Origin of the sequence: Micropruina sonneratiae (assembly GCF_025972045.1) — a bacterium.
GTDB classification, from domain to species: Bacteria; Actinomycetota; Actinomycetes; order Propionibacteriales; family Propionibacteriaceae; genus Micropruina; species Micropruina sonneratiae.
On the sequence record NZ_JAPDHX010000003.1, the window covers coordinates 595,406 to 621,061 of the forward strand.

Below are 25,656 nucleotides of genomic sequence, written 5' to 3' on the forward strand. Positions count from 1 at the left end.
CCCCCTCGTGAGCCGGCGCCGTGGCCGGACTGTTGCCTGGCTGGGGAGAGCGGACGGGGTCGGCGCAGATACCGGACTGGGTAGTTGTACCGCCGGCATCCGGCCGGGGCAGGGACTCGCCATTCCGGGCTTGCCCCGGTGACTGGGGTGCCGGCCCAGGGACGATGAAATCCCGTCGTTGGCCGGATGACGACCAGCGGTTCAGGCGAAGAGTGCCTGTCCGATGTAGCTTCCGGTGGGCGGGCCCGGGGGAATGGCGAAGATGCCCGAGCCCACGTGCCGGATGTACTCGTTGAGCAGGTCGAACCTGCCGAGCCGGTTCTGCAGGTCGATGAAGTGCTGGGGGTCGTTCTGGTAGCTGATGAACAGCAGTCCGGCGTCCAGCAGGCCCTGGTCGTTGAGACCGTCGGTGAAGTTGTAGCCGCGGCGCAGGATCTTCACTCCAGCGTTGTTCTCGGGTGCGGCCAGCGCGATGTGCGAGGCCTGGTCGATCACGTAGCCGCCGTCACCACGCGCGGCGAAGTCGGGCGTGTCGAACTCGGCGGTGCCGGTCAGCGGGGCGCCCTCGTCCTTGGTGCGGCCGAAGATGCGCTGCTGGTCGGAGATCCGGTCGAAGTCCCACGTCTCGATGGTCATGGTGATCTTGCGGACCACCTGGTAGGTTCCGCCCGCCATCCACCCGGCGTCCTCGCCCAGCCACACGAACCGGTCGTAGTCGTCGTCGCCGGCCACATTGCGGGTGCCGTCCTTGAACCCCATCAGGTTGCGTGGGGTCTCCTGGCCGGGCCCGGCGCTGGCCCGGCCGAAGCCGAGCACCACCCAGTGGGTGTGCGCCGTGGTGGTCACCATCCGGGCCAGGTTCCGCACGGCGTGGTAGGCCACCTGTGGGTCGTCGGCGCACGCCTGCAGGGACAGGTCGCCGCCGGTCAGTCCGGCCTGCAGCACGTCGCCGGGAATGCGCGGCAGGTCGGCCAGCAGCGCCGGCCGCTTGGCGGCCAGGCCGTAGCGGTCGTCGAAGACGCCGGGGCCGAGCCCGACGGTCACGGTGAGGGACGCCGGGGCGAGTCCGTACGCCTCACCGGTGTCGGTGCCCACGGCGTCCGGACGGCTGGGCTCGACGGTGCCGATCGTCTTGCCCTGGGTGAGTTGGGCGATCGCCGCGCTCCACCGGGCCAGCAGCACCTGCAGGTCCTGGGCGTCGGTGCCGGCGTTGAGGTTGAACGTCATGAACACCGAGTGCCGTTGCGGCGGGGTGCGGATGCCGGCCTGGTGGGTCTGGTCGTAGAAGGGGACGATCCGCGTCAGGTCGACCTCGTCGGTGGCGGAAGTGCTCGCCGAGGTGGGTGTCGTCGCGGGCTGGGTCGCGCCGGTCAGCAGGCCGGCGGTGACCCCAGCGCCCACCGTCGCACCCGCGGCAGCGGCCGCCGCGCCGCCGGCCAGGAGCCGGCGGCGGGACGGCCCCGACGCAGCGGGGGGTGGCGTCCGGTTCTGCGTCACTTGGCCGTGGCCACCTTCTCGGCGATCTTCTGCATCGGCTGCTGCAGCGCCAGCACCGCCTGGCTGAGCGTCTTGGAATGCTTGCCGCGGTTCGCCGACGTCCAGGGCAGGTAGCCGCCGGGGGCCGACTTGTCGCGCAGTTCGGCCAGCGCGGCGTCCACGTTGCCGAACTCGGTGACGACCTGGTTCATCAGGTCGGCGTCGATCTTCTCCAGGCCGGGCTGCAGGTAGGCGAACGCCTGCCGGGCACCCTCGACGTTGGCGGCGAAGTCGTTCAGGTCGGTGTGGCTGTACGCCTCCTCCTCGCCGGTGATCTTGCCCGACTGGACCTCTTCGAGCAGGGCGGCGGCACCGTTGGCGAGATCCTCGGGCTTGAACTCCAGGGTCTTCACCACCTCGACGAGGGTGCCGACGTTGGTGCTCAGGTCGGCGGCGTACTTCTTGGTGTCGGAGGTTATCTCACCGTTCTTCCACAGGTCGCGCTCGACGGCGTGGAAGCCCGACCAGCCGACCTTCTCGTCGAGGTTCGAGGCGCGCATGTCGATCAGGTAGTCGAGGTTGCCGGCGTTGTCGTCGACCTTGAACCCCTCCATCACGAAGCCCTCGACGTCGGACTCGATCTTCTCGTAGAAGGGGCGGGCCTGGACGTAGGCGGCCTTCGCCTCGTCGACGTCGCCGGAGTCGACGGCGGTCTTGAGGTTGGTCACGGCCGTCGCCATGTCCTCCGCCTGGCCGACCACCCAGGTCTGGTACTCCTTGGCGCCCTCGTTGAGCAGGGTGGCCGTGCTGCCGGTCGGGGACGCTGCGGCCTGCCCGGTGACGGTGAAGGTCTGCGTCTCGGGCTCCGCGCCCAGGCAGTACAGGGTGTACGTGCCGCCGTCGAGGGTGACGGTGAAGCTGGCGGCGGGCAGGCCGGGGGCCAGGTTCTCCTTCTCGCCGAGGATCTTCAACTCGCTCTGCAACTCGACCTCGGTGATGGCGGTCGAACTGACGTTCTCGACGGTGAAGGTGACCGGCCCGGCCGGCGCCGTCAGGTGGTCGGCGGTGCAGGCGTCGCCGCCGTCACCGGTCAGCGTGACCTTCACCTGGGCGGCGCCGCCGGTGACCGGTGCGCTCCCGTCGGCGCCGGAGCTGGCGGCGGGACTGTTGCTGGCGACCGGCGTGGTGGCGCAGGCCGCCAGCGCCGCGGTCAGGACGAGGGCGGTACTGGCGCCGGCCACCGTCGTGAACTTACGAGACATGGAGATTCCTCCTGGTTGGTGATTCTGCTGCCGCGACGCCAGGGTCGGGCGCGGGGTGCAGGCCGCGACGGGCGCGGACTGCGCTGAGCGTGACGAGCAGGGCGGCCAGCAGCAGCAGGCCGGGGACCGCCCGTCCCCACAGGTTGTGTTCGACCTGGGCCGTCGCGAGCCGGCGGACGGCCTCCGCGGTGCCGGTGACCCGGGCCGAGTCGAGGCCGAGGCTCGTCGAAGCGATCGTGGTGCCGTCGGGCAGGGTGCCCGAGACGGTGAGCGTGCGGCTGCCGGCCAGGCCGCCCCCGGACAGGGTGAGGGTGGTCGCCTCGGTCTGGCTGAAGTCCAGCACCTCACCGCCCACCAGCCACAGCGTCCGCTCGCCGGTGTGCGTCCACTGCGCGTCGAACGGTCCGGTGGCCAGTTGCGGGTTGATGCCCACCGGCAGGCGTCCGCCGTTGAGCGCGACCAGGTCGTCCAGGGTCAGGGTGGCGGGCAGGGCGGCGCCGGCCTCGGGCATCGTCTGGGTGTGGGCCACGGCGTCCTGGACGCCGGCGTGCGGTCCGGGCGTGCCGGCACCCAGCGGCATGGAGTCGCTGCTGCCGTTGACGGTGATGGTCGCGGCGTCGCCCTCGACGGTGATGCTGCCGACCGGGGTGCCGCCGGCGTCCACCACGGTTGCCGGCCCAGGCACCGCGAGCGAGGGGGACGCGAAGAGTGCGAACAGCGCCCCGGCGACCACGGCCAGTCCGCCCGCGATGGCGAACCGGAGCCGCACCGCGGCAGCCGGTCCCGGCCGGTGCTTCTTCGGCCAGTACAGGTAGAGCGCCATCGGCACCAGGTAGGCGAACCAGCCGACCACCTGGATCAGCACCGGGTAAGGCGGGATGCCCAGGACGCCGGTGAACAGCGCCCCCTGCACCGAACCGGGCGGCGCGAGCCACGACAGGTCGAGGGTGCGCTGCTGGCCGGCGTTGAGCCAGCCGGCTTCGCGCATGGTGCCCAGCGTGTTGACGACCAGGCCGGCCGCGACGAGCAGCAGGAAGCCGCTGGTGTAGCTGAAGAACTTGCCCAGATTGAGCTTCATGCCGCCGGTGTAGAGGCCGTAACCCATCACGACCGCCGTGAGAATGCCCAGCGCCGCACCGGTCGCGGCGAGCCCCGCATTGGTCGAGGCCGAGAACGTGGCCAGCAGGAAGACCGCGGTCTCGAAGCCCTCCTTGAGGACGGCGAGGAACGCCATCACCACCATGGCGCGGCTGGTGCCCTCACCGAGCGCCTCACTCGCGGTCTGCTCGAGCTCGCGTTTGAGGCCGCGGGCGTTGGTGTTCATCCACAGCACCATGCCGGTGACGAAAACGATCGCGACGATCCCGATGATCGCCTCCATGCCCTCCTGGGCGGCCTGCGGCAGGCTCTGCTCGACCAGCTTCAGCCCGATTCCGACGCCCAGGCTGAGCAGCACGGCGGCGGCGACACCGATCAGCATCGGCGTCAGCGAACGGCCGTTGCGTTTGAGGAACGCGGCGATGATGCCCACGATCAGGGCTGCTTCGAGCCCCTCACGCAGGCCGATGATGAAGGTTGCCAGCACGTTGCGGTTCCGCGGTTCTTCTCGGTGGTACTCGCGCGGTCTCAACGCCAGGGTGGGCCGTGCGGGTGGTTAGCGTCGCCTAACCTAACTCAATGATGGGCTGTCCGTCGCCCGCGACGCGCGGCGTCCAGATTTGGCACCTACCCTTCCCGCATGAGGCGACTGCGACTGATCCTGCTGCTGCTGGTGGTGGGCCTGCTCGGGTACGGGATCTGCTGGCTGCAGCCGATGGTGCTGCGGCCGGCGTTGGTACCCGGCCAGGACGCCGTCACCGACGAGGCGAGCCTGACGGCACGCGTCGAGCTGGACGACGCCGGCGGGCGGGTACTGAACATCCGTCCGGCCCAAGGCGAGGGCTCGGTGCTCCTGGTGCTCTACCCCGGCGGGCTGGTGCGCCCGCAGGCCTACGAGTGGCTGGGCCGGGCGCTGGCGGCGCACGGCGTCCAGACCGTGATCCCGGAGTTCTTCGCCGACCTTGCCGTGACCGCGAAGGACCGGGCGGACAGCCTGATCGAGCACTACGCCCATGGGCGTCCGGTGGTGCTGGCCGGGCATTCGCTGGGCGGCGCGATGGCCGCCGACTACGCCGCCCGCAACGGCGACCGGCTGGCCGGCCTCGTGCTGATGGGTGCCTATCCGCCCGATGGCGTCGACCTGAGTGGCAACCATTTCGGTGCGCTGTCGTTGCTGGCCGAGAACGACACGGTCGCCGACGCAGCCACGGTGCGCGCGGCGGTCTCACGTGAAGGCCCCGGCAGCCGACTCGAGGTGATCCCCGGGGCGGTGCACGCCTTCTTCGGCCGTTACGGGCCCCAGGCCGGTGACGGCATCCCGACGGTCAGCCGGGCCGAGGCCGAGGCGGTGATCGTCCGGCTGATGGCCGGGTATCTCACGTCCCTCGGCTGACCGCGAGCGGTTGGATCGTCGGGACGGTTGTTGCGGTCCACTGGCGGACCGTGGAAACGGTTCTTCCGGTCCACTCTCTTCGTCGGCACCGATGGGACGCCCGGCGTCCGCCCACCCCCGAACGGGGGCTGGTCGCCGCCAAGGGCCGGGACTAGGGTCGACGATGACCAGCACAGCGGTCGCGCAGGCGGCCCGTCCCCGAAGGAGTGACATGAGCGACAACCCCAGGGAGACCCTGTCCGACGATGAGATCGTCACCGATCCCGTCCCCGGAGCCGGCCCGGTCGGTGATGCCGACGGTGTGGACGGTGACGGCACCGACGGCACCGATGGTGACTCGGGTGACGCCGACGGTGTGGACGGTGACGGCACCGACGGCACCGATGGTGATTCCGGTGACGCCGACGGTGTGGACGGTGACGGCACCGACGGCACCGATGGTGATTCCGGTGACGCCGACGGTGTGGACGGTGACGGCACCGACGGCACCGATGGTGACTCGGGCGACGCCGACGGGGTAGACGCCTGAGCATGGATCCGCTGACCCTGCTCGCCGGCGACCCCAGCACCTTCATCGAGGAGGTCTGGGGTCGCCGCATCCTTGTCCACAAGGTCGAACCGGGGCTGCTGGAGGGCATCTTCGGCATCGACCAGGCCGACCACCTGCTCACCGAGACCGCCATGCGGACCCCGCAGTTGCGGCTCGCGAAGAACGGGTCGGTACTGCCCGAGTCGCGCTACACCCGCTATGCCACGATCGCCGGCAAGCAGCTGACCGGCCTGGTCGACGCCCGCAGGTTGCTCGACGAGTTCGAGAACGGCGCCACGGTCGTCTTCCAGGGTCTGCAGCGCTACTGGCAGCCGTTGCGCGCGCTGGTGCGTGGCCTCGAGGAGCAGCTCGGCCACCCGTGCCAGGCCAACGCGTACCTCACCCCGCCCGGCTCGCAGGGCTTCGCGCTGCACTCCGACACCCACGACGTGTTCGTCTTCCAGACCTACGGCGCCAAACAGTGGGAGGTGCACGACGAAGGCGGCGCGCACCAGGTGATGATGCTGCCGGGCACCTCGATGTATCTGCCCACCGGGACGCCGCACGCGGCCCGGACCCAGGCCACGGCGTCCCTGCACGTGACCCTCGGGATCAACCGCTACGTGTGGCGTGACCTGCTCAAGAGGGTCGTCGACCCCCTGCTCGAGAAGGCGGACGACCCGCTGCCGGCCGCCCTCTTCGCCGACCCGGACGCGCTCGCGGCGGCCCTGCGCGAACGGCTCGCGACCTTTGCCGAGGCCGTCCGGGACGCCGACGCCGGTGCCGTGGTGAAGCGTCACGAGCGGGTCTTCGCCTCCGGACGCCAGCCGCTGCTGGGTGGTGCCCTGATGGACGTGCTCGACGCCCCCGGGCTGGCCTCAGGCACGGCTTTGCGCCGGCGTCCGGGCAGCACCTGCCTGCTGCGGCCGGCAGGGGAGAACCTGCTGTTGCTGCTGGGCGACCGTAGGGTCAGCGTGCCGGCCCGCATCCGACCGGCCATCGAGGCAGTGCTGGCCCGCGATGAGTTGACCCCGGCGGACCTGCACGACGTGCTCGACGAGCAGTCGGCGATCGTGCTGGCCCGGCGCCTGGTCCGCGAGGGCCTGCTGGAGGTCGTTCGTTGACCTTCCGCTGCTCGTCGGCCAGCGAGCAGCGGGGGGAGTCCCTGATCGCGACCGCCTCGACCGTTCGGCTCTGGCTGCTGATGGAGGACCCCGGGCCGTGGGGCCCGGACATCCTGCGCAGCCGGCGGCTGCCGGGGGCGGCGCGCGATCCGGTGCTGCACTGGCAGCGGCAGTTCGGCGTCCGGCCCCTGCTGATCCGGCGGCCCGGCCGCAATCTGGCCGGGCCGCGCCGGGTCTTCGTGATCAACGCGCACCACGGCTGGTGCCAGACGACCCTGATGTCGAGCCTGGCCGAGGTGGCCGATCTCGACCTGTCCGGCGTCCGTGGGCCGGACGGGGTGGGTCTCGACCCGCACCCGGACCCGGTGTTGCTGGTGTGCACCCACGGACGCCACGACGCGTGCTGTGCCGAGCGGGGGCGTCCCCTGGCCGGCGCGCTCGCGGGGCGCTGGCCCGAGCTGGTCTGGGAGTCGTCCCACCTGGGCGGGGACCGGTTCGCCGCGAACCTGCTGGTGCTGCCCGGGGCGCACAGCTATGGGCGCCTGGAGCCTGACCAGGGGTTCGACGTCGTCGCCGAGCACCTCGCCGGACGCCTCACCCTGGACGCCTACCGCGGCCATTGCACCTTGCCCTGGCCGCAGCAGGCCGCCGAGAACGCGCTGCGCCGCGAGCTCGGCCTGCGCGAGCTGGGGGCGGTGCGGGTGAGTGGGGCGACCCGTGACGGCACCCTCTTCGCTGTGACCCTCGAGGCGTCCGGACGCCGCTACCGGGTCGACCTGCGGCACGGCTCGCGCGGCCCCGAGCAGTTGACCTGCCGCGCCACCGGCACCTCAGGGGCCGTGTACTACGAGGTGATCGGCATCACCGCCCTCGATTGAGTGGACCGTGGGAACGGTTCTTCCGGTCCACCTCACTACGGAGCCGAAGCCGGATACCCGACGCTCAGCGCCAGCGACCGTCGGTCGGCACCACCATCGGGGTACCGGACGCCGGGTCGTCGATCACCAGGCAGTTCAGTTCGAACACCTCGCGCACCAAATCGACGGTCAGCACCTGCGCCGGTTGACCGGACGCCACCACCGCGCCGGCCTTCATCACGATCAGGTGGGATGCGTAGCGCGCGGCCTGGTTGAGGTCGTGCAGCACGGCCACGATCGTGGTGCCGTCGCGGTGCAGCCGCGCGAACAGGTCGAGCATCTCGATCTGGTGGGTGAGGTCGAGGAACGTCGTGGGCTCGTCGAGCAGCAGCACCGGCGTCCGCTGGGCGATCGCCATCGCGGCCCACACCCGCTGCCGCTGGCCACCGGACAGCTCCGCCACCTCGCGGGTCGCCAGCTCGGCCACGTTGGTGGCCGCCATCGCTGTGCGGACGGCCTCCTCGTCGACGTCGGTCCACTGCCGGATCAGCTTCTGGTACGGGAACCGTCCCCGGCTGACCAGGTCGACCACGGTGATCCCGTCCGGCGCGATGGACGACTGGGGCAGCAGCCCCACCTGGCGCGCGAACTCCTTGGGCCGGAAGTCGGCGAGCGGGCGCCCGTCCAGCGTCACCCGGCCGGACGCCGGCCGCAGCAGCCGCGACAGGGAACGCAGCAGGGTGCTCTTGCCGCAGGCGTTCGGGCCGATGATGACCGTGAACTCGCGATCGGGGATGTCCACGCTGAGCCCGCTGCTCACCACCCGCTGGTCGTAGCGCAGCGTCACGTCCCGCGCCCGCAGCCGCGGCGCAGCCACCTGGTCACCGACCGGCTGTGCAACCATCAGCGCCTCCTCGCTTCCTGAATCAGCAGGCTCAGCAGATAGGCCCCGCCGAGCACGACCGTGACGATGCCGACGGGGACGTCGACGGGCAGTGCGTGCTGGGCGATCAGGTCGGCGCCGAGCAGCAGGAAGGCGCCCACCGCGGCCGACGACACCAGCGGGATGCCGGCCGAGCCGGCCAGCCGGCGCGCCACCTGCGGGGCGGCCAGCGCAACGAACGCGATCGGGCCGGCGGACGCCGTGACGATCGCCACCAGGGCGACCGCGAACAGCACCAGGCCGATGCGGGTGCGCTCCACGGGCACGCCGTGGGCGGCGGCGGCATCGTCGCCCAGTTCGAGCTGCCGCAGTCCGGGCACCAGCAGCAGCCCGGGCAGGCACAGCAGCAGGCCGACCGCCGCCGTCACCAGCACCGGCCAGGACAACAGCGAGATCGAGCCGGCGCCCCAGATGGCCGCGGCCATCGCCACCTCCTCCTGCGCGCGCAGCAACAGGAACAGGTTGACCGCGTGCAGCATGGCGGTGACCGCGATCCCGACGATGATCAACCGGAAGCCCTGCATGCCGCGGCGGTAGGCCAGCACGTAGACCACCAGCGCCGTGAGCAGGCCGCCGACCAGGGCGCCGACGGACGCCGAGACCGCCCCCGCGCCCACCACGGTGAGCGCCACCAGGGCGCCGGTGTAGGCGCCGGTGGAGAACCCGATCACGTCGGGAGAGCCCAGCGGATTGCGGGTCAGCGACTGGAACACCGCCCCCGACACGGCGAGCCCCGCGCCGAAGACCAGGGCGCCCAGCACCCGCGGCAGCCGCCAGTCCCGCACCACCGTCGAGCTGAACGAGCCGTCGGTGGCGAACAGCGCGTGCACCACCTCGCTGGGGGACAGCGGCAGATCCCCCAGGCCGAGCGCGATCACGCCGAGCACTAGGGTCGCCAGGCCCACACCGCCGACCACCACGACGCCGCGGGCCGGTACCCATCCCCCGACCAGGGGGACGGGAATGCTGCCGCGGCGCGGGTGTGCCAGCACCCGGGTTAGTCCTTCGGTGACCACGCTCACAGTTCGCTCGCCTTCCTGCGGCGGACCAGCACGATCAGCACCGGCGCCCCGATCAGGGCCGTCACGATGCCGGCGGGCAGTTCACCGGGGGGTACCAGCACCCGCCCCACGACGTCCGCCGACAGCAAGAGCACCGGGGCCGCCAGCACCGAGTACGCCACGATCCAGCGCTGGTCGGGGCCGACAATCCAGCGCACCATGTGTGGCACCATCAGGCCGACGAACGCGATGGGCCCGGCCAGGGCGGTCGCCGACCCGGCCAGCAGCATCACCGCGGTGACTGCCAGCACCCGGGTGCGCATCACGTTGTCGCCGAGCGCAGCGGCGAGGTCGTCGCCGAGGGCGATCGCGTTGAGCGACGAGCCGAGCGCGAGCGCGATGACGAGTCCGGCGCCGACGAAGGGCAACGCCCACCACAGCAGGTTGATGTCGCGGTCGAGCAGTGATCCGGACTGCCAGGCCGTCATGGCGGCGAACCGCTCCCGGTCGGTGAGCACGATCGCCTGCGTGATGCCCGCCAGTACCGCGCCCAACGCGACCCCGGCCAGAATGAGCCGCACCGGGCTGGCGCCGCCGCGGCCCAGCGAACCGATCGCGTAGACAAGGACGGACGCCGCGAACGCCCCCAGGAAGGCGAGGGCGAGGGTCCCGAGCGGACCGGCAGCAACACCGAGGGCGGTGCCCAGCGCCAGGGCGAAGGCGGCGCCCGAGTTCACTCCGAGAATGCCCGGGTCGGCCAGCGGGTTGCGGGTGACGGCCTGGATGAGCGCCCCCGCCACGCCCAGGGCGGCGCCGACGGCCAGCCCGATCAGCGTGCGCGGCACCCGCAGTTGCCGCACGACCAGCGCGTTCTGCCCGGAATCCTGACCGAACAGGATCTGCAGCACCTCCAGCGGCGGGATGGCCCGGGCCCCCACCGCGAGGCTCGCCAGCACCGCCGCCACGAGGAGCACGAGGACCACCAGCAGACCAACCGCGCGACTGGCCGGACTACGGGTTTCGCCGGCCGCGGTGGCGGCGGCGATCCCGGGGCGCGGTCGTAGGGCGGTCACTTGGGAGATCCTAGGTAGCCTTACCTAACTGTCTCATTTCGGCACCCACGCGTATCGAAATTGCCCACAGGTTCGGCGTCCCCAACGCCCCTACCGCGGAGGAACCCATGCGTCTGCGAATCATTGCGGCCACCGTTGTCGCCACCCTGGCCGCCGCCTTGTCGGCCTGCTCGTCCACACCTCAGACCTCGGCGGTCTCGTCCGCCCCGGCGGACGTGCCGTCCGGCACCACGCCCGACGCGTACCCCGCGACCGTGACCACCAAGTTCGGCGACGTCACGGTCGAGGACAAGCCGACCCGCATCGTCGCCCTCGGCTGGGGCGATGCCGAGACGGCGCTGGCGTTGGGCTCGCAGCCGGTCGGGGCGTCCGACTGGTTGGGCTTCGGCGGTGAGGGCGTCGGCCCTTGGGCGAAGGGCCTGTACAGCACCGCCCCGGAGATCATCGGGACGCTCGAGCCCTCCTACGAGAAGATCGCCGCCCTCAAGCCCGACCTCATCCTCGACACCAAGAGTTCCGGCGACCAGGCCCGCTACGACCGGTTGAAGTCGATCGCGCCCACGATCGGCGTGCCCGAGGGCGGCGACAGCTACCTCACCACCCAGGAGCAGCAGGTGACGATGATCGCCGCCGCCCTCGGCGAGTCCGAGAAGGGGACGGCGCTGCTGAAGGAGATCGAGGACGCCTTCGCCGCCGCGGCGTCCGCCCACAGCGGCTGGGCGGGCAAGACGATGACGGCGGCCACGAAGACCGCCGACGGCTGGGGCGCCTACATCGAGGGCAGCGAGCGCGTCGCGTTCATGCAGCGGCTCGGCTTCGTGCAGAACCCGAAGATCGCCGCCATGCAGACCAACGCCACCGGCTTCTCGGTGAGCATCTCCCCCGAGAACCTCGACGAGATCGACGCCGACGTGATCGTCGCGTTCCCGATCTTCATCGAGACCGACCAGCTCACCGGGGACGCCGCCTGGACGGCGGTGCCGGCGGTGGCCGAGGGTCGGGCCGTGGTGATCGACGGCGACCTGGCCTCGGCCTACTCGCTGGGCAGCACGCTGGCCACCAAGTACGCCATCGAGAACCTGGTGCCCAAGCTCAAGGCCGCGATCAAGTAGCGGACGCCGCCGCGTCGCCTTGCTCGGGCGGGCCCGAGCCGGGAGAGTCACCCCATGAGGTTCCTGTTCCTGGGCGCGGGCGCGATCGGCACCTACGTCGGAGGCAGCCTGGCGGCGGCCGGCGAGGACGTGACGTTCATCGAGCGGCCCGAGACGGCGGCGCTGATCGCCGAGCACGGCCTGCGGATCAGAACCGCTGACCGCACCCAGGTGGTCACCGAGGTGACCGTGCACGGCACCGCCGCGGAGGCGCTCGCCGCCGGCCCCTACGACATCGGCGTCTTCGCGCTCAAGTCGTTCGACACCGGCACCGCCCTGGCCGAGTTGCTCGCCACCGGCCACGACGTGCCGACCATCCTGTCGCTGCAGAACGGGGTCGACAACGAGGCCACCATCGCGGCCGCGCTGGGCGCCGACCGGGTGCTGGCCGGCACCGTCGCCACCGCGGTCAGCAAGCCCGGCGTCGGCGAGGTGGTCGAAGAGAAGCACCGGGGGATCGGGGTCGCGCTCGGCCACCGGCTGAGCGAAGAACTGGTCGCCGCGCTCGATCGGGCCGGCCTGTCCGGTAAGCCGTTCGCCGATGCCGGGTCGATGAAGTGGTCGAAGCTGCTGACCAACCTGACCGGCAACGCGACCTCCGCGATCCTCGACCGCAGCGTCGCCGAACTGTTCGCCGACAAGAGCAGTTACGGCATCGAGGTGGCGGTGCTGCGCGAATGCCTGGCGGTGATGAAGGCGCTGGGGCATCGGGTCGTCGACCTGCCCGGGACGCCGGTGCGGGCTCTCGCGCTGGCCACCAGACTGCCCCGGTTCATCGCCCAGCCTGCCCTCACCAGGGCGCTGGGCGCCGGACGGGGCGACAAGATGCCCAGCTTCCACATCGACCTGCACGGCGGGCGGGGTCGCACCGAGGTGTCGTTCCTCAACGGTGCGGTGGCCCGGCACGGCGAGGCGGCCGGAGTCCCCACCCCGGTCAACGCCCTGCTCACCAGCACCCTCGAGGCGCTGAGCGCCGGTGACCTGCCGATCGACACCTACCGGCACGATCCGGACGCCCTACTCGCCCGCCTCTGAACCCACGCCGCGTCGCCCCGGGCTCCGCGTCGCGGGCCGTGGCGCTGCCTGCGTGGGGGATCAGCCCACGGCTGCGGAGGCGTCCACCAGCAACTGGAAGTCCCTGATGTCCTCGGCGCTCGGCGAGAACCCGAGCCGGAGCACGACCAGGCGCTGCGACGGCACCACGAACAGCTTCTGGCCGTCGTGGCCACTGGCCCAGTACGCGTCGGCGGGCATCGCGTCGTACAACAGCGACCCGTCCGACTGCCGGTTCGTCCACCAGCCGGCGGCGTAGTTCAGGTCCTCGTGGGAGGCCGGGGTGCGGGCGGTCGTGGTCTGCTCGATCCAGTGCTCGGGGATCATCGCGCGACCGTTCCACACCCCGTCGTCGAGGGCGAACTGGCCGATCGCGGCCCAGTCCCGCGGCGTCATCCACAGATACGAGCTGCACACCGGCGTCCCGGTCGGGTCGGCCTCGAAGACCGCCGACGACAACCCCAGCGGTGCGAGCAGTTCCTTGCGCGGCAGGTCGGGACCCTGGCCGGACCTGGCCTGCAGCACGTTGCACAGCAGGTTGGTCGACCCCGACGAATACTGCTGGCTGGTCCCGACCGGATGCGCCAGCGGCTGCGACGCCACGAACCCGGCCATGTCGGTGCTGTCGTACAGCATCTGGGTGATCGGCGTGCCCAGGTCGTAGGTCTCGTCCCAGGCCAGCCCGCTGCGCATCCGCATCAGGTCCTCGACGGTGATGGCGGCGCGCTCGTCGGTCCACTCCGGGCGCAGGTGATCGTCGGCGATCGTCACCACGCCCTTGGCCACCAGGACTCCGGTGAGCAGCGAGGTGACCGACTTGGCCATCGACCAACCCAGCTGCGGGGTCTCGGCGCTGAACCCGTCGGCGTACCGTTCGGCCACGATCCGGCCGTCGGAGACCACCAGCACCGCGCGCGTGCCCAGCTGCTCCCGGGCCTCGGGGGCCAGGTCGTCACCGAAGGCATGGGCGAGGGCCGTCGCCAGCTCACCGGACGCCGCCGGGGTCGGCTGGTCGTGCAACGGGTTGTTCGCCGGGTCGATGACGGTGGCCGGGCCGAAGTCGGGGGGCGAGTCGCCCACCGTGCAGCCGAAACCCTCCACGGGCCAGGCCCGCTGCCCGGCCAGGAAGCCGAGCACCGACGCCCGGTACCCGGCACCGTCGGCGGCGACCCGCAGGTAGGGCACCAGCGGGTTGGGCGGCAGGTCTTCGGTGATCGGACGACCCGCGATCGTCGCCAGCGCGCAGGCGTTGTGCGCGGCGTAGCCGGTGCCGGTCCGCAGCAGCGGCCGGATCCACAGATAGCCGCCGGCCACCGCGATCAACAGCAGCGCCACCACGCCGCTCAACACACGCAGCCACAACCGTCCACGTCGACGCATGGCGGGAGACTAGCGCCCGGCGTCCAGAAGCTGCAGAATCACCGACCCCACGGCTTCCGGCTGTGGCCCGCCGGCCGTGCCGAAGCCCGCCTCGAGCAGCAGCGGATGCCCCGCCTCGATGGCGTACGGATGCCCCGACCAGGCCAGCATCTGCAGGTCGTTGGGCATGTCGCCGAAGGCCGCGACGTCGGCGGCGTCCACGCCCAGGTCACGGCACAGTCCCGCCAGACCGGACGCCTTGGTCACCCCGGGCGCGCTGATCTCCAGCAGCCCGTACTCGCCCAGGTGCGAGTGGGTCAGGGTCAGCCGGTCGCCGACGACGTCGGCGCCCTGCAGGGCGAGGGCGTCGCTGTCCAGCTCGGCGTGGAAGGCGCACAGCTTCAGGACCGGCTCGTCCCGTCGCGCCAGGTCGGGCAGTTCGCCGACGGTCAGCCAGGGCCCCTTTTCCTGCTGCAGCTGCGGTTCGCAACCGAAGTGCTGTCCCCATTCGAACGCGAAGACCGTGCCGGGGATCGCAGCGCGCAGATCGTGCGCGACCTCGAGGGCCAGGTCGGCGTCCAGGCTGTGGGTGACGGTGTGGCGATGCTCGCGAAGGTCGAACACGCCGGCGCCGTTGCTGACCACCACCTCGGGGTGCACGCCGGGCAGGTCGTCCAGCACCTGCAGCCAGCGCGAGGGGCGTCCGGTGGCGACCACGACCGGGACGCCCTCGCGGGCGGCCAGGGCGACGGCCCGACGGTTGAGCTCCGACACCTCACCGAGCGGGTCGACGAACGTGCCGTCCAGGTCGGTGGCGATGAGCCTGATGGTCACAGTCGCGAGTTGGGGCTGCGACCGCTGCCGGGCGAACCGGACTGCGGTGAGGGCGAGCCCGACTGCGGGGACGGCGACCCGGACTGCGGAGACGGCGAGCCCGACTGCGGGGACGGCGAGCCCGACTGAGGGGACGGCGAGCCCGACTGCGGGGACGGCGACCCCGACTGGGGCGAGGGTGAACCCGAGCCACCCGACTGGGGCGACGAGGTCGGCGGCACCGGTGGCGGCGGGCTCTGCTGCGGCGACTGCTGGAAGATCAGGATGGCGATCAGCACGGCCAGTGCGGCCAGCAGCAGCATCAACAGCCAGGACGCCAGGATCGACACCCAGCCCGAGCGGTCGTGGCGGCCGGGCCACGGCAGCGGCCACAGCCGCGCCACCCCGGGGCCGGTCCGGTCGATCCAGTGCAGCCGGTAGTCGGGGCCGGCGGGGGAGCCCTTCTGCGGCAGCCGGGCCAGCTCCACCTCGTCCAGAATGCGGGACGCCTCGGCGACGGCGGCCGGCGAGCCGTCGTAGGCCAGCGCCACCCAGGGTGCCAGGGGGTCGTCTCCGGGATCGACCGGGTCGTCGTCCTCGTGCCGGAACTTGTGGCCCAGCCGGCCCTCGTCCTGGCCGTGCCCGCCGCGCGCCACCACGGTGTCGATGTGCAGCTGGTTGACCACCCCCGCCAGCCGATCCCGTGCCGCGGCGTCGTTGGCGGCGCCCTCCGACAGCAGAATGAGCATCACCGGCGTGTTGGCCTCGTCGTGGCCGGCGAACGTCACCCCGGACGGCGTCGCCACCAGCCGGGCGTCCAGCCAGAAATCACCGACCTTGGGGGGATCCTCGCTGAGCAGCGGGGTGAGCGGCACCGCAGCGGACGCCGCACCGTCACCGGTGGGCGGGGGGCCCGCAGGTCCGGGGCCGGAGGGTGGAGGTCCGGACGACGAGGGGCCCGGCGACGAGGGGTCACCGGGTGCCGGGTTGTGCTGCTCGGACATCGGCTCCCATCTCATCACACCGCCCAAACGGCCCCGGCCATGAAGCGCGACCCATTCTGCCCGATCCGGGGAGCCCGCCGGTCGGCCACCGGACCACTGGCTCGGCGCCCCGGTAAGGTTGCTGCAGATCCGGCGGGCCCAGCCCGTCCAGCTGAGCAGCGAGCAGGAGAACGCGCGTGTCGAATCCGACCCAGGGCCCCGGGCAACAGCCGCAGGGCAATCCGGCCACCCGTGAGGCAGCCCGCGTGCTGGGCGAGGCGATCGCCCAGGTGCAGCGGGTCATCGTCGGTCAGGAGCACATGGTCGAGCAACTGATGGTCGGCCTGCTCGCCAAGGGGCACGTGCTGCTCGAGGGCGTCCCCGGTGTCGCGAAGACGCTGGCGGTGCGCAGCTTCGCCACCGTGGTCGGCGGCGACTTCTCCCGCATCCAGTTCACCCCCGACCTGGTGCCCTCCGACATCGTCGGCACGCGCATCTACTCCGCGCGGCAGGAGAAGTTCGACATCTCGCTCGGCCCGGTCTTCGTCAACTTCGTGCTGGCCGACGAGATCAACCGCGCTCCGGCCAAGGTGCAGTCGGCCATGCTCGAGCTGATGGCCGAACGCCAGGTGTCGATCGGCGGCGCCACCTACCCGGTGCCGAAGCCGTTCATCGTGATCGCCACCCAGAACCCGATCGAGTCCGAGGGCGTCTACCCGCTGCCCGAGGCTCAGCGCGACCGCTTCCTGCTGAAGGTCGACGTGCCCTACCCGCGCGGCAACGAGGAGTTCGAGATCCTGCGCCGGATGAGCGTCACCCCGCCCGAGCCCACCAACATCCTCAACCCGGACCGGATCAGGGAACTGCAGGACCAGGCGTCCAACGTCTTCGTGCACAATCTGGTCGCCGAATACATCGTCCGGCTGGTGCTGGCCACCCGGACCCCGGCGGAGTTCGGCATGCCCGACCTCGCTCCGGTGATCCAGATCGGCTGCTCGCCGCGCGCGACGCTGGGTCTGGTGGCCGCCGCCCGTGCGCTTGCCCTGATCCACGGCCGTGACTACGTGCTGCCCACCGACGTGCAGGCCGTCGCCAAGGACGTCATGTCGCACCGTCTCGTGCTGGGCTTCGACGCGGTCGCCGACAACATCGCACCGGCCCAGGTGGTCGACCGGATCGTGGCCATGGTGCCGCCGCCCACGCCGGTGTGGAACCAGCAGCAGCGTGAGCAGTCGCACGGCCAGCACCGCCACAACCCCAGCTACAGCAACTGAGCCCGCGACCAGGAGCCGAGGGCCGTTGACCCAGCAACCCATGCAGTTCGAACCCCCCGCCGACGATCTCGGCGTGGTTGAGTCGGTGCTGCGCGAACCCACCCGCTCGACCCTGCCGCTGCACAAGCTGGCACCCGAGGCGGCGTTGCGCCGGCTGGAGCTGACCATCGTCCGCCGGCTGGAGGGGTTCCTGCACGGCGACCACCGGGGGCTGCTGCCGGGACCGGGGTCGGAGACCAACGACGCCCGCCTCTACGTGCCCGGCCAGGACGACGTGCGCAAGATGGACTGGGCCGTCACCGCCCGCACCCAGAGCCCGCACGTGCGGGACACGATCGCCGACCGCGAACTCGAGGTGTGGGCCCTGCTCGACGTCACACCGTCGATGAACTGGGGCACCGAGGGGGTCACCAAACGCGACCTGGGGATCGCTGCGGTGGCGACCATCGGGTTCCTGTCCCAGAAGATGGGGGACCGGTTCGGGGGCCTGATCATGAGGCCCGAGGCCATCCGCCGGCTGCCCGCCCGCTCCGGGCGCACGGCCCTGTACGGGTTGCTGCGCCGGATGCTCAACGAGCCCATCGTGCCCGACCACTCCACCGGTCCCTACACGCTGGCCGCCGGCATCGAGCAGCTGACCCGGCTGCAGCGCCGGCGCGGCATGCGCATCGTCGTATCCGACTTCCTCTCGGCCGGCGACTCCGAACTCGACCCGAACATCGAACCCGACTGGGAGCGGCCGATGCGCCGGCTGGCGGTGCGCAACCAGGTGCTCGCGGTCGAGGTGGTCGACAAGCGCGAGATCGAGTTCCCCGATGTCGGCGACATCCTCATCCGGGACCCCGAGACGGACTTCCAGCGCTACGTGAACACCAGCGACGCCTCGGCCCGCTCGCGGATGGACGCCGCGTCCGCCGCCCAGCGCGAACGGATCCGGATCGCGCTGCGCCGCGCAGGGGTCGCGCACATCCAGTTGCGTACCGATAGAGACTGGGTGCAGGACATCGCCCGTTTCGTGCTCGCCTACCGTCGGGTGGCGGGCATGTTGCATCAACCGCCGCAGGGGGTGAGCAAGTGAATCTCGAACAGATGTTCCTCAATCCGGAACGGTTGTGGTGGCTGCTGCTCATCCCGGTGCTGGTGGCCGCCTACATCTACCTCGGCAGGCGCAAGAACCGCTCGGGAATGCGCTTCACCAACACCTCCGTGCTGGGTGCGGTGGTGCCGGTCCAGTCGCAGTGGCGGCGGCATCTGGCGGTGGCGTTGTCGCTGCTCAGCCTCGCGGCGCTGACCATCGCCTGGGGGCGACCCAGCGGGGTCGATCACGTGCCGCGGGAACGCGCGACCGTCGTGCTGGTGCTCGACGTCTCGCAGTCGATGGCGGCCACCGACGTGAAGCCGAACCGGTTGGACGCCGCCAAGGCGGCGGCGAAGGAGTTCGTCGCCTCGATGCCTGCGGCGTACAACGTGGCCCTGGTCAGCCTGTCCGGCAACCCGGCGTCCCGAATGCCGCCGACGACCGATCGCGGCCAGGTGAACCGGGCGATCGACGCGCTCACGCTGCAGGATTCGACCGCGGTGGGTGACGCCATCAACGTGGCGATGTCGACGCTGCAGTCGGCGCCGAAGGCCGACGACGGGTCGGTGCCACCGGGCGCGATCGTGCTGCTGTCCGACGGGCAGAACACCGCCGGCCGCTCGCCCACCCAGGAGGCGGCCGAGGCGGCCAAGGCGAAGGTGCCGATCTACACCATCGCCTACGGCACCGAGAACGGCTACGTCGACCTCGACGGCAAGCGCGAGCCGGTCCCCCCGGACAAGGACCTGTTGCAGCGGATCGCCAGCCTGACCAACGGTCAGTTCTACACCGCCGAGAACGTCGGCCAGCTGTCCAGCGTCTACGAGAACATCCGCAGTGAGGTCGGTTACGAAGAGGTGCGCAAGGAGGTGACCGCGACCTGGGCCGGCTACGGTCTGGCGTTCGCCGTGGTCGCCGCCCTCGCCGCGGTCTCGTTGGGAGCGAGGTGGCCATGATCCCGATGATCACGTTCATGGAGGGGCAGCGGCTGTGGTGGCTGCTGCTGATCCCGGTGCTGCTCGTGCTGTACTTCGGGCTGCTGCACCGCAAGAGCACCCGCAGCCGCACCAGCGGCATCAGCAACCTGGACAAGGTGCTGCCCAAGCAGCAGGCGTGGAAGCGGCACATCGCCGTGGGTGCGGCCGTGCTGTCGCTGGCGGCGCTGAACGTGGCGTTCGCCAAGCCGTCCGATCAGGTGGACGTGCCGCGCGACCGCGCGACGATCGTGCTGACCCTGGACGTGTCCCGCTCGATGATCGCCGAGGACGTCCAGCCCAACCGCCTGGACGCCGCCAAGGAGGCGGCCAAGGAGTTCCTCGGCATGCTGCCGGCGAGGTTCAACGTTGCCCTGGTGGCGTTCGCGGGTTCGGCGTCCGTGGTCGTCGCGCCGACCACCGACCGCGGGCTGGTGTCCCGTGCCATCGAGGGGCTTGAGGTGGCGCCGTCCACCGCGATCGGCGAGGGCGTCTACTCGGCCCTGGACGCCATGGCGCTGGCCCCGCCCGACCCCGACCACCCCGACGATCCGGCGCCCGGCGCGATCGTGCTGCTGTCGGACGGCTTCACCAACATCGGCCGCAAGTCGGCCTCCGCGGCCGAGGAGGCCAAGAAGCAGGGCATTCCCATCTACACCATCGCCTACGGCACCGAGGACGGCTACGTCGTCGACGGCGGCCGACGCGAACCGGTGCCGGTCAACCACGAGGAACTGCAGCGGGTCGCCGACATCTCCGGCGGGAAGAAGTTCGCCGCCGGCTCGGAGTCGGAGCTGAAGCAGGTCTACGCCAGCATCGCCGAGCAGGTCGGCTACGTGAAGGAGGAGCAGGAGGTCACCGAGGTCTACACCGGTTACGCCCTGTTCTTCGCGCTGCTGGCCGCGTGCGCGGTGATCTCCCTGGGCGCCCGCTGGCCCTGAGCCCGCGGAGGCCGGTTCTACCCCGTCCGGGTTCTCTCTTCGGCTCCGCGTGCGGCGCGCCGACGGTGGCGACTTCCCCCTCGGCGACGGTTCCCCGAACTCGCCTAACTACCGAGCGCTCGCCGACCTTGGCGAGCGCTCGGTAGTTGGGCGAGCGCGTGGAGGCGGGGGAGGGGCCACGTGGGAGGTTCGGACGCCGCGGGTAGTCTGCGGATCGTGAGCGAACCCCGTCCGACCCCGGCGATCGTCCTCGTGGGTGAAGCACACCTGCACGCCATGCTGCGCGAGTTCACCCACCGTTACGGTCAGGACTACGCCCTCCATCCGTGCAACCTGGAGGATTTCATCGACACCGTCCTCGAACTGAAGCAGGGCGGCGTCCCGATCGCGATGGTGGGGGCGGAGTTCAACCTCGGTGAGCACACGGCGGCACACCTGTTCCACAAGTTGCAGGTCAAGCTGCCGACCGCCCGCAGGCTGGTGCTGGTGCCCCGTGAGGAGTTCCGGGCGTCCCTGGAGCCGCTGCGCGCCAGCCTCGCCTAGGGCGAGATCGACGCCTACCTGGCGTTGCCGTCCGGGCCCCGCGACGAGGAGTTCCACGCAGCGGTCGCCGAGTCGCTGTCGGAATGGGGCTGGTCGGTGGCCACGCCCGAGGTGGTGATGGTCGAGATCGTCGCCGATCCCGGTGGGGTGAAGTCGCGCCGGCTGTGCGACTTCCTGGAGCGGATGGGCACCCCGCACCGCGTCCACGAGCCGGACTCGGACCGTGCGGTGGCCCTGCTGGGCGACGTCGACGGCGTCCGGCTCCCGGCGGTCAAACCGGCCGAGCTTCCGGTGCTGTTCGACCCCAGCCTGACCGACCTGGCGCAGCTGGTGCTCGGCAATGCCGCCGACGTACTAAACGGCGGCGTGGCCGACCTGGTCGTGGTGGGCGCCGGCCCTGCCGGTCTCGCCGCTGCCGTGTACGGCGCATCCGAAGGGCTGGACGTCGTGGTGGTCGAAGCCGAGGCGATCGGCGGCCAGGCGGGCACCAGTTCGATGATCCGCAACTATCTGGGCTTCCCACGCGGCATTTCGGGGATGCGGCTGGCGCAGCGGGCGCGCGCCCAGGCGCTGCGTTTCGGCGCCCGTTTCGTGGCGGGCTGCCGAGTCAGCGCGTTGCGGACCGGACGCCGGGGCGAGCCGCTGGAGATCATCACCCCGGCCGGCTCCGTGTCGGGACGCGCAGTGCTGGTCGCCAGCGGGGTCGCGTACCGCCGGCTCGGCGTGCCCGAGCTGGAGGAGTTCCTGGGCCGCGGCGTCAACTACGGCGCGGCGGCCAGTACCGCTCGCGACATGCGGGGCCGCGACGTGGTCGTGGTGGGCGGCGGCAACAGTGCGGGGCAGGCCGCCGTGCACCTGGCCAGGTTCGCGCGCTCGGTCACCATGGTGATCCGCCGCGGCAGCCTGGCCGACACCATGTCGAGCTACCTGATCCGCGAGGTGGAGGCGCACCCACGGATCACTCTGGCCTGCGGCACCGAGGTCACCGGGGGCGGCGGCACCAACAGCTTGGAATGGCTCGAACTGACCGACCGGGGCGGCGGCGAGGCCCGGCGCGTCGAGGCGTCCGGGCTGTACCTGCTGCTGGGCGCCGAGCCGCACTGCGAGTGGCTGCCCCCCGAGTTGGCTCTGGACGAGCGCGGCTTCGTGCTCAGCGGGACGGACGTCCCGGCCGGGTCGCGCCCCGGGCTGGAGCCTTTCGCGCCGTTGGCCACCAGCGTTCCCGGCGTGTTCGTCGCCGGTGACATCCGGTCGGGCTCGATGAAGCGGGTGGCGTCGGCCAGCGGTGAGGGCGCTGCCGCGATCCCGCTGGTGCATGCCTGGCTGGCGGTCATTCGTTCGGCGTCCGTCGGGTGATCGCCGGCCCTGATCGACGAGGTCAGCGCCCCTCGAACCTGGCCGGTTTCCCGCTCAGATAGGACGCCATTGCAGCCTGCGCGTCGGCGGTGCGGGCCAGCATCGCGGTGACCGGGTGCAGTCGGGACGCCGCGGCGTCCGGATCGTGCACGGCGAGCCGCGCGTTGGCGAGCGTCGCCTGCACGGCTAGCGGCGCCTGGGCGGCGATGCGTTCGGCGAGTTCGACGGCGGCGCCCAGTTGCCGTCCGTCGGGCACCACCTGCTGCACGAGCCCGATCCGGTGCGCCTCGGCGGCGTCGAAGAAGTCTCCGGTCAGCAGCCAGCGCATGGCGTCGCCCCAGCCCAGCCGCGGCAGCCGCACGGTGGCGCCGCCGAAGGCGATGATCCCGCGGGCCACCTCGAGTTGCGCGAACCGGGTGGACGCCGCGGCGACGACGACGTCCGCGGCCAGAGCGAGTTCGACGCCCAGCGTCAGGCAGGTGCCCTGCACCGCCACCACCACGGGCTTCGCCACCGGATCGGTGGCCACCCCCCACGGGTCGATGGTTCCCGGCGGCAGCAGTTCGAGGTCGCCGGCGACCAGACCGGGGCCGAGGTCGGCGAGATCGAGGCCGCCGGTGAAGTGGTCGCCGAGTGCGTGCACGACACCGACCCGCAGGTCGGGATCGGTGTGCAGACGGGTGTAGGCGCGGGCCAGGCCGTGCAGCATGGTCAAGTCGGCGGCGTTGCGCTTGCCCGGCCGGTTCAGCCCGATCAGCAGCAGGTGGTCGCGCTGCTCGACCAGCACCCTGTCGTCGCTCATCGCCCCATCCAACCCGGCGCCGCCGGCCTTGTCACCCCGGACGCCGCCGGCGCCACCTCGCGCGCCGCGGCGGCGTCCTCGACCTCTTCGCGGGTCAGGCCGAGCAGAAACAGCACCGCATCCAGATAGGGCAGGTTGAGCGATGTGTCCGCCGAGGCGCGAACGGCGGGCTTGGCGTTGAAGGCGATGCCCAGTCCGGCGGCGGCCAGCATGTCGAGGTCGTTGGCGCCGTCGCCGATCGCGATCGTCCGGGACAGCGGCAATCCCTCCAGCGCGGCCCATTCCCGCAGCTTGGCGGCCTTGGCGGCCCGGTCGACGATCTGCCCGGCGATCTGCCCGGTCAGCCGGTCGTCGACGACCTCCAACCGGTTGCCGTGCGCGTAGCGGATGCCCAGCTCGGCGGCCAGCGGCGCCACCACCTCGATGAACCCCCCCGAGACCACGCCGATCGACAGCGCCAGGTCGCGCAGGGTCGTCACCAGGGTGCGTGCCCCCGGGGTGAACCGGACGGCGGCGCGCACCTCGTCGAGCGCGGACGCCGGCAGTCCGGCCAGCAGCGCGACGCGGGCCCGCAGGCTGTCGGCGAAGTCGAGCTCGCCCAGCATCGCGCGCTCGGTGACGGCTCTCACCTCGGCGGCGCAGCCGGCCTGCTCGGCGAGCAGGTCGATCACCTCGTCGCGGATCAGGGTCGAGTCGACGTCCATCACGATCAGCCGCCGGCCCTGGCGCGCCAGACCGGCCGGGGCGACCGACACGTCGAAGCCGGCGCCGGCAGCCACGCTGGCCAGTGCCGGACGCAGGGCGGCGGGTTCGGCGTTGGACACCCACAACTCGACGGTCGTCAGCGGCGTCCGGGACAGGCGGCGGCTGCGGTCGACGTTGCCGCCCAGCGCGGTGATCACGTCGGTGGTGATGGCGAGGTGACTGGCGAGCAGGGGACGGCCGAGCACGGTGACCACGGCCCGGTTGTGCCGGGGCGGGTTGTCGCCGACCCCCTCGGTGAGGGTCAACGCGAGACCGAGCCGGGCACAGACACCGGCCAACCGGTCCTCGACGGCGTCGCTGGCCTCCGGTGCCACCACCAGCAGCACACCGATGCTGAGCCGGCCGCGAACCACCGTCTGTTCGAGGTCCAGCACCTCGGCGTCCAGCTCGGCGATGGCGGCCATCAGCCGGTTCAGCAGGCCGGGGGAGTCGGCACCGGTGATGGTCGCGGCGAGCGAGAACTGGTCCGTCACTCGTGGGATTCTGCCACGGCGCGACAGCGCGAACGGGTCCTGGGGCGGCCGCGGACGCTGCCGTCCGGACCGTGGGGACGGTTCCCTCGGGTCCACGTACCGCCGGCGGCGCGGACCGCGAGAACCGTCCCATGGTCCAGAACCGGTACGGCTAGTCCTCGCGGGCCTCTTCGTTGGCCTTGTCGTTGGCCTTCTGGATCGCGTCGACCAGTTCGTCCTTGGTCATCGTCCAGCGGCCCCTGACCTCGAGCCGGCGGGCGATGCCGAGCAGGTGCTCCTTGGTGGCGTTGGCGTCCACCCCGCCGGCGGACTCGGCGTCGTTGAGGCCGCCGATCTCGGCCCGGTCGTCCGAGGGCCCGGGGGAGTCCTTGGCCTCCCAATGGTCGCCGACCTTCTCGTAGGAGTGCTTCAACGACGCGTAGGCGGTGGCGTTCGCGCGGCCCTCGTCGTCGTAGGAGTCCATGGCGGCGTCGTAGGTCTTGGCGAAGGTGCGCTGCGCCTTGTCGTCCGAGCGCTGAACAGGGCTGGGCAGCTCGTCGGGTTTGGCCTTGCCGCTCCTGGTGGTCTTCGGCATGCGACCAGTCTGCGCCCGGTGAACCGCCGACGACACGCCCGAAACGGTGATCGGACGTCGACGCCGGTTGGTCGGGGTGGGACTCGTGAGGCAGAATGGACCCACTCCGACGCCGGGTGATGCAGGGGAAGGCAGCCACTCGGCCGAAGGAGAAGACCATGGCGACCACCCATGGAGTGGTGCAGATCCACTCTGCGCCGTCCGCACTGTGCCCACATGTCGAATGGGCGGTGGGCGGCGTCGTCGGCGTGCCCATCCAACTGTCCTGGACGCCCCAACCCGCCGAACGTGCGTCGTACCGCGCCGAGTATGCCTGGACGGGCCCGGTCGGCTCGTCGGCCAGGCTGGCCAGTGCCCTGAAGGGCTGGCAGCGGCTGCGATTCGAGGTCACCGAGCAGGCGAGCGCGACGTCGGAGGGCGTGCGGTACTCCTACACGCCGGCGCTGGGCATCTTCCACGCCACCACCGGACTTCACGGCGACGTGATGGTCAACGAACAGCGGCTCAAGCTCGCCCTCGCCCGCGAGGCACTGGGCGGTCGCAGCCTGCACGATGCGGTCGCCGACCTGCTCGGCACCGCGTGGGACGACGAACTTGAGGTCTTCCGGCAGGCCGGCGAGGGCGGCGACGTCCGCTGGCTGCACCAGGTCGTCTGACTTCCACCCACCGCTCGCCCAACTACCGAACGCTCGCCAAGGTTGGCGAGCACTCGGTAGTTGGGCGAGCGGTGGGAGGGGGTGGCGGGTCAGCCGGTGACGTTC

The 25,656-nt window shown here is 71.5% G+C and carries 25 protein-coding genes; 13 read left to right on the plus strand and 12 right to left on the minus strand.

All coding sequences use genetic code 11. The annotated features are described in order from the left end of the window. Positions 1 to 201: 201 nt before the first annotated feature. Genes efeB through efeU form a run of 3 tightly spaced genes read right to left on the minus strand, consistent with a single transcriptional unit; the run spans position 202 to position 4,323 of the window. Positions 202 to 1,497, minus strand: a complete 1,296-nt coding sequence (gene efeB / locus OIE40_RS10995; RefSeq protein WP_264702283.1) for an iron uptake transporter deferrochelatase/peroxidase subunit — start codon at positions 1,495 to 1,497, stop codon at positions 202 to 204. Continuing rightward, positions 1,494 to 2,738, minus strand: a complete 1,245-nt coding sequence (gene efeO, locus OIE40_RS11000; RefSeq protein ID WP_264702285.1) for an iron uptake system protein EfeO — start codon at positions 2,736 to 2,738, stop codon at positions 1,494 to 1,496. The genes efeB and efeO overlap by 4 nt, the downstream gene beginning before the upstream one ends. Then, positions 2,728 to 4,323 carry an iron uptake transporter permease EfeU gene (efeU, locus tag OIE40_RS11005; RefSeq protein WP_264702286.1) on the minus strand — a complete coding sequence of 532 codons (1,596 nt, stop codon included), beginning with the start codon at positions 4,321 to 4,323 and terminating at the stop codon, positions 2,728 to 2,730. The genes efeO and efeU overlap by 11 nt, the downstream gene beginning before the upstream one ends. 153 nt (positions 4,324 to 4,476) lie before the next feature. Between efeU and OIE40_RS11010 the strand changes: the two genes are divergently transcribed. The 4 genes from OIE40_RS11010 to OIE40_RS11025 all read left to right on the plus strand — a co-directional run bounded on the left by OIE40_RS11010 (position 4,477) and on the right by OIE40_RS11025 (position 7,760). After that, entirely contained in the window at positions 4,477 to 5,229 is a 753-nt protein-coding gene (locus OIE40_RS11010) for an alpha/beta hydrolase (protein ID WP_264702288.1), read from the plus strand. A gap of 211 nt (positions 5,230 to 5,440) precedes the next feature. Continuing rightward, on the plus strand, positions 5,441 to 5,758 hold the full coding sequence (locus OIE40_RS11015) for a hypothetical protein (RefSeq protein WP_264702290.1): 318 nt from the start codon (positions 5,441 to 5,443) through the stop codon (positions 5,756 to 5,758). Positions 5,759 to 5,760: 2 nt separating this feature from the next. Further along, on the plus strand, positions 5,761 to 6,882 hold the full coding sequence (locus OIE40_RS11020) for a JmjC domain-containing protein (RefSeq protein ID WP_264702291.1): 1,122 nt from the start codon (positions 5,761 to 5,763) through the stop codon (positions 6,880 to 6,882). Next, entirely contained in the window at positions 6,879 to 7,760 is an 882-nt protein-coding gene (locus OIE40_RS11025) for a ferredoxin family protein (protein ID WP_264702292.1), read from the plus strand. Before OIE40_RS11020 ends, OIE40_RS11025 begins: the two co-directional genes overlap by 4 nt. A gap of 64 nt (positions 7,761 to 7,824) precedes the next feature. On the opposite strand, the gene OIE40_RS11030 is transcribed toward OIE40_RS11025, so the two are convergent. The 3 genes from OIE40_RS11030 to OIE40_RS11040 are packed head-to-tail and all read right to left on the minus strand — an operon-like array spanning position 7,825 to position 10,756. Continuing rightward, positions 7,825 to 8,643, minus strand: coding sequence for an ABC transporter ATP-binding protein (locus OIE40_RS11030; RefSeq protein ID WP_264702294.1), 819 nt, complete (start codon positions 8,641 to 8,643; stop codon positions 7,825 to 7,827). Continuing rightward, a complete protein-coding gene (locus OIE40_RS11035; RefSeq protein ID WP_264702296.1) occupies positions 8,643 to 9,704 on the minus strand; it encodes a FecCD family ABC transporter permease in 1,062 nt (353 codons plus the stop codon). Before OIE40_RS11035 ends, OIE40_RS11030 begins: the two co-directional genes overlap by 1 nt. Then, positions 9,701 to 10,756 (minus strand): FecCD family ABC transporter permease, encoded by a 1,056-nt coding sequence (locus OIE40_RS11040; protein WP_264702298.1) that lies wholly within the window; start codon positions 10,754 to 10,756, stop codon positions 9,701 to 9,703. Before OIE40_RS11040 ends, OIE40_RS11035 begins: the two co-directional genes overlap by 4 nt. A gap of 107 nt (positions 10,757 to 10,863) precedes the next feature. Between OIE40_RS11040 and OIE40_RS11045 the strand changes: the two genes are divergently transcribed. Then, positions 10,864 to 11,868 (plus strand): iron-siderophore ABC transporter substrate-binding protein, encoded by a 1,005-nt coding sequence (locus tag OIE40_RS11045; RefSeq protein WP_264702300.1) that lies wholly within the window; start codon positions 10,864 to 10,866, stop codon positions 11,866 to 11,868. Positions 11,869 to 11,922: 54 nt separating this feature from the next. Beyond that, positions 11,923 to 12,942 carry a ketopantoate reductase family protein gene (locus tag OIE40_RS11050; protein ID WP_264702302.1) on the plus strand — a complete coding sequence of 340 codons (1,020 nt, stop codon included), beginning with the start codon at positions 11,923 to 11,925 and terminating at the stop codon, positions 12,940 to 12,942. Positions 12,943 to 13,002: 60 nt separating this feature from the next. Here the strand turns inward: OIE40_RS11050 and OIE40_RS11055 are convergent, their stop codons facing one another. Genes OIE40_RS11055 through OIE40_RS11065 form a run of 3 tightly spaced genes read right to left on the minus strand, consistent with a single transcriptional unit; the run spans position 13,003 to position 15,881 of the window. Next, complete coding sequence (locus OIE40_RS11055) at positions 13,003 to 14,340, minus strand: serine hydrolase domain-containing protein (RefSeq protein WP_264702303.1); 1,338 nt, start codon at positions 14,338 to 14,340, stop codon at positions 13,003 to 13,005. A gap of 9 nt (positions 14,341 to 14,349) precedes the next feature. After that, a complete protein-coding gene (locus OIE40_RS11060) occupies positions 14,350 to 15,153 on the minus strand; it encodes an HAD family hydrolase (RefSeq protein WP_264702305.1) in 804 nt (267 codons plus the stop codon). Continuing rightward, positions 15,150 to 15,881, minus strand: coding sequence for a hypothetical protein (locus tag OIE40_RS11065; RefSeq protein WP_413774492.1), 732 nt, complete (start codon positions 15,879 to 15,881; stop codon positions 15,150 to 15,152). Before OIE40_RS11065 ends, OIE40_RS11060 begins: the two co-directional genes overlap by 4 nt. A gap of 431 nt (positions 15,882 to 16,312) precedes the next feature. On the opposite strand from OIE40_RS11065, the gene OIE40_RS11070 reads away from it, so the two are divergent. The 6 genes from OIE40_RS11070 (at position 16,313) to OIE40_RS11095 (ending at position 22,281) form a co-directional block, all read left to right on the plus strand. Further along, on the plus strand, positions 16,313 to 17,389 hold the full coding sequence (locus tag OIE40_RS11070) for an AAA family ATPase (protein ID WP_264702308.1): 1,077 nt from the start codon (positions 16,313 to 16,315) through the stop codon (positions 17,387 to 17,389). Positions 17,390 to 17,429: 40 nt separating this feature from the next. Beyond that, positions 17,430 to 18,467, plus strand: coding sequence for a DUF58 domain-containing protein (locus OIE40_RS11075; protein WP_413774489.1), 1,038 nt, complete (start codon positions 17,430 to 17,432; stop codon positions 18,465 to 18,467). Between the two features lie 11 nt (positions 18,468 to 18,478). After that, a complete protein-coding gene (locus tag OIE40_RS11080) occupies positions 18,479 to 19,423 on the plus strand; it encodes a VWA domain-containing protein (protein ID WP_264702357.1) in 945 nt (314 codons plus the stop codon). Continuing rightward, entirely contained in the window at positions 19,414 to 20,382 is a 969-nt protein-coding gene (locus OIE40_RS11085; protein WP_264702309.1) for a VWA domain-containing protein, read from the plus strand. Before OIE40_RS11080 ends, OIE40_RS11085 begins: the two co-directional genes overlap by 10 nt. Positions 20,383 to 20,598: 216 nt before the next feature. Then, positions 20,599 to 20,925, plus strand: a complete 327-nt coding sequence (locus OIE40_RS11090) for a hypothetical protein (RefSeq protein WP_264702310.1) — start codon at positions 20,599 to 20,601, stop codon at positions 20,923 to 20,925. A 24-nt stretch (positions 20,926 to 20,949) separates the two neighbouring features. Further along, positions 20,950 to 22,281, plus strand: a complete 1,332-nt coding sequence (locus OIE40_RS11095) for an NAD(P)/FAD-dependent oxidoreductase (protein WP_264702311.1) — start codon at positions 20,950 to 20,952, stop codon at positions 22,279 to 22,281. 22 nt (positions 22,282 to 22,303) lie between these two features. Here OIE40_RS11095 and OIE40_RS11100 read toward each other — a convergent pair whose 3' ends face one another. From OIE40_RS11100 to OIE40_RS11110, 3 genes are all read right to left on the minus strand, one after another. Next, positions 22,304 to 23,083: a crotonase/enoyl-CoA hydratase family protein gene (locus OIE40_RS11100; protein WP_264702313.1), complete on the minus strand. Its 780-nt coding sequence runs from the start codon at positions 23,081 to 23,083 to the stop codon at positions 22,304 to 22,306. Then, complete coding sequence (serB, locus tag OIE40_RS11105) at positions 23,080 to 24,321, minus strand: phosphoserine phosphatase SerB (protein ID WP_264702314.1); 1,242 nt, start codon at positions 24,319 to 24,321, stop codon at positions 23,080 to 23,082. The genes OIE40_RS11100 and serB overlap by 4 nt, the downstream gene beginning before the upstream one ends. A 151-nt stretch (positions 24,322 to 24,472) precedes the next feature. Then, positions 24,473 to 24,895 (minus strand): ChaB family protein, encoded by a 423-nt coding sequence (locus tag OIE40_RS11110; RefSeq protein WP_264702316.1) that lies wholly within the window; start codon positions 24,893 to 24,895, stop codon positions 24,473 to 24,475. A 158-nt stretch (positions 24,896 to 25,053) separates the two neighbouring features. Here OIE40_RS11110 and OIE40_RS11115 point away from each other — a divergent pair, with 158 nt between their 5' ends. Next, on the plus strand, positions 25,054 to 25,551 hold the full coding sequence (locus OIE40_RS11115; RefSeq protein ID WP_264702318.1) for a DUF3145 domain-containing protein: 498 nt from the start codon (positions 25,054 to 25,056) through the stop codon (positions 25,549 to 25,551). The last annotated feature ends 105 nt before the right edge of the window (positions 25,552 to 25,656 follow it).

Bases quoted from the DNA above. Each gene is read 5' to 3' on its own strand.
- OIE40_RS11080 (WP_264702357.1), top strand. From the start codon at position 18,479: ATGTTCCTCAATCCGGAACGGTTGTGGTGGCTGCTGCTCATCCCGGTG.
- OIE40_RS11045 (WP_264702300.1), top strand. From the start codon at position 10,864: ATGCGTCTGCGAATCATTGCGGCCACCGTTGTCGCCACCCTGGCCGCC.
- OIE40_RS11065 (WP_413774492.1), bottom strand. From the start codon at position 15,881: ATGCTCATTCTGCTGTCGGAGGGCGCCGCCAACGACGCCGCGGCACGG.
- OIE40_RS11050 (WP_264702302.1), top strand. From the start codon at position 11,923: ATGAGGTTCCTGTTCCTGGGCGCGGGCGCGATCGGCACCTACGTCGGA.
- OIE40_RS11010 (WP_264702288.1), top strand. From the start codon at position 4,477: ATGAGGCGACTGCGACTGATCCTGCTGCTGCTGGTGGTGGGCCTGCTC.
- OIE40_RS11030 (WP_264702294.1), bottom strand. From the start codon at position 8,643: ATGGTTGCACAGCCGGTCGGTGACCAGGTGGCTGCGCCGCGGCTGCGG.
- OIE40_RS11115 (WP_264702318.1), top strand. From the start codon at position 25,054: ATGGCGACCACCCATGGAGTGGTGCAGATCCACTCTGCGCCGTCCGCA.
- OIE40_RS11075 (WP_413774489.1), top strand. From the start codon at position 17,430: ATGCAGTTCGAACCCCCCGCCGACGATCTCGGCGTGGTTGAGTCGGTG.
- OIE40_RS11055 (WP_264702303.1), bottom strand. From the start codon at position 14,340: ATGCGTCGACGTGGACGGTTGTGGCTGCGTGTGTTGAGCGGCGTGGTG.
- OIE40_RS11015 (WP_264702290.1), top strand. From the start codon at position 5,441: ATGAGCGACAACCCCAGGGAGACCCTGTCCGACGATGAGATCGTCACC.
- OIE40_RS11110 (WP_264702316.1), bottom strand. From the start codon at position 24,895: ATGCCGAAGACCACCAGGAGCGGCAAGGCCAAACCCGACGAGCTGCCC.
- efeO (WP_264702285.1), bottom strand. From the start codon at position 2,738: ATGTCTCGTAAGTTCACGACGGTGGCCGGCGCCAGTACCGCCCTCGTC.
- OIE40_RS11100 (WP_264702313.1), bottom strand. From the start codon at position 23,083: ATGAGCGACGACAGGGTGCTGGTCGAGCAGCGCGACCACCTGCTGCTG.
- OIE40_RS11020 (WP_264702291.1), top strand. From the start codon at position 5,761: ATGGATCCGCTGACCCTGCTCGCCGGCGACCCCAGCACCTTCATCGAG.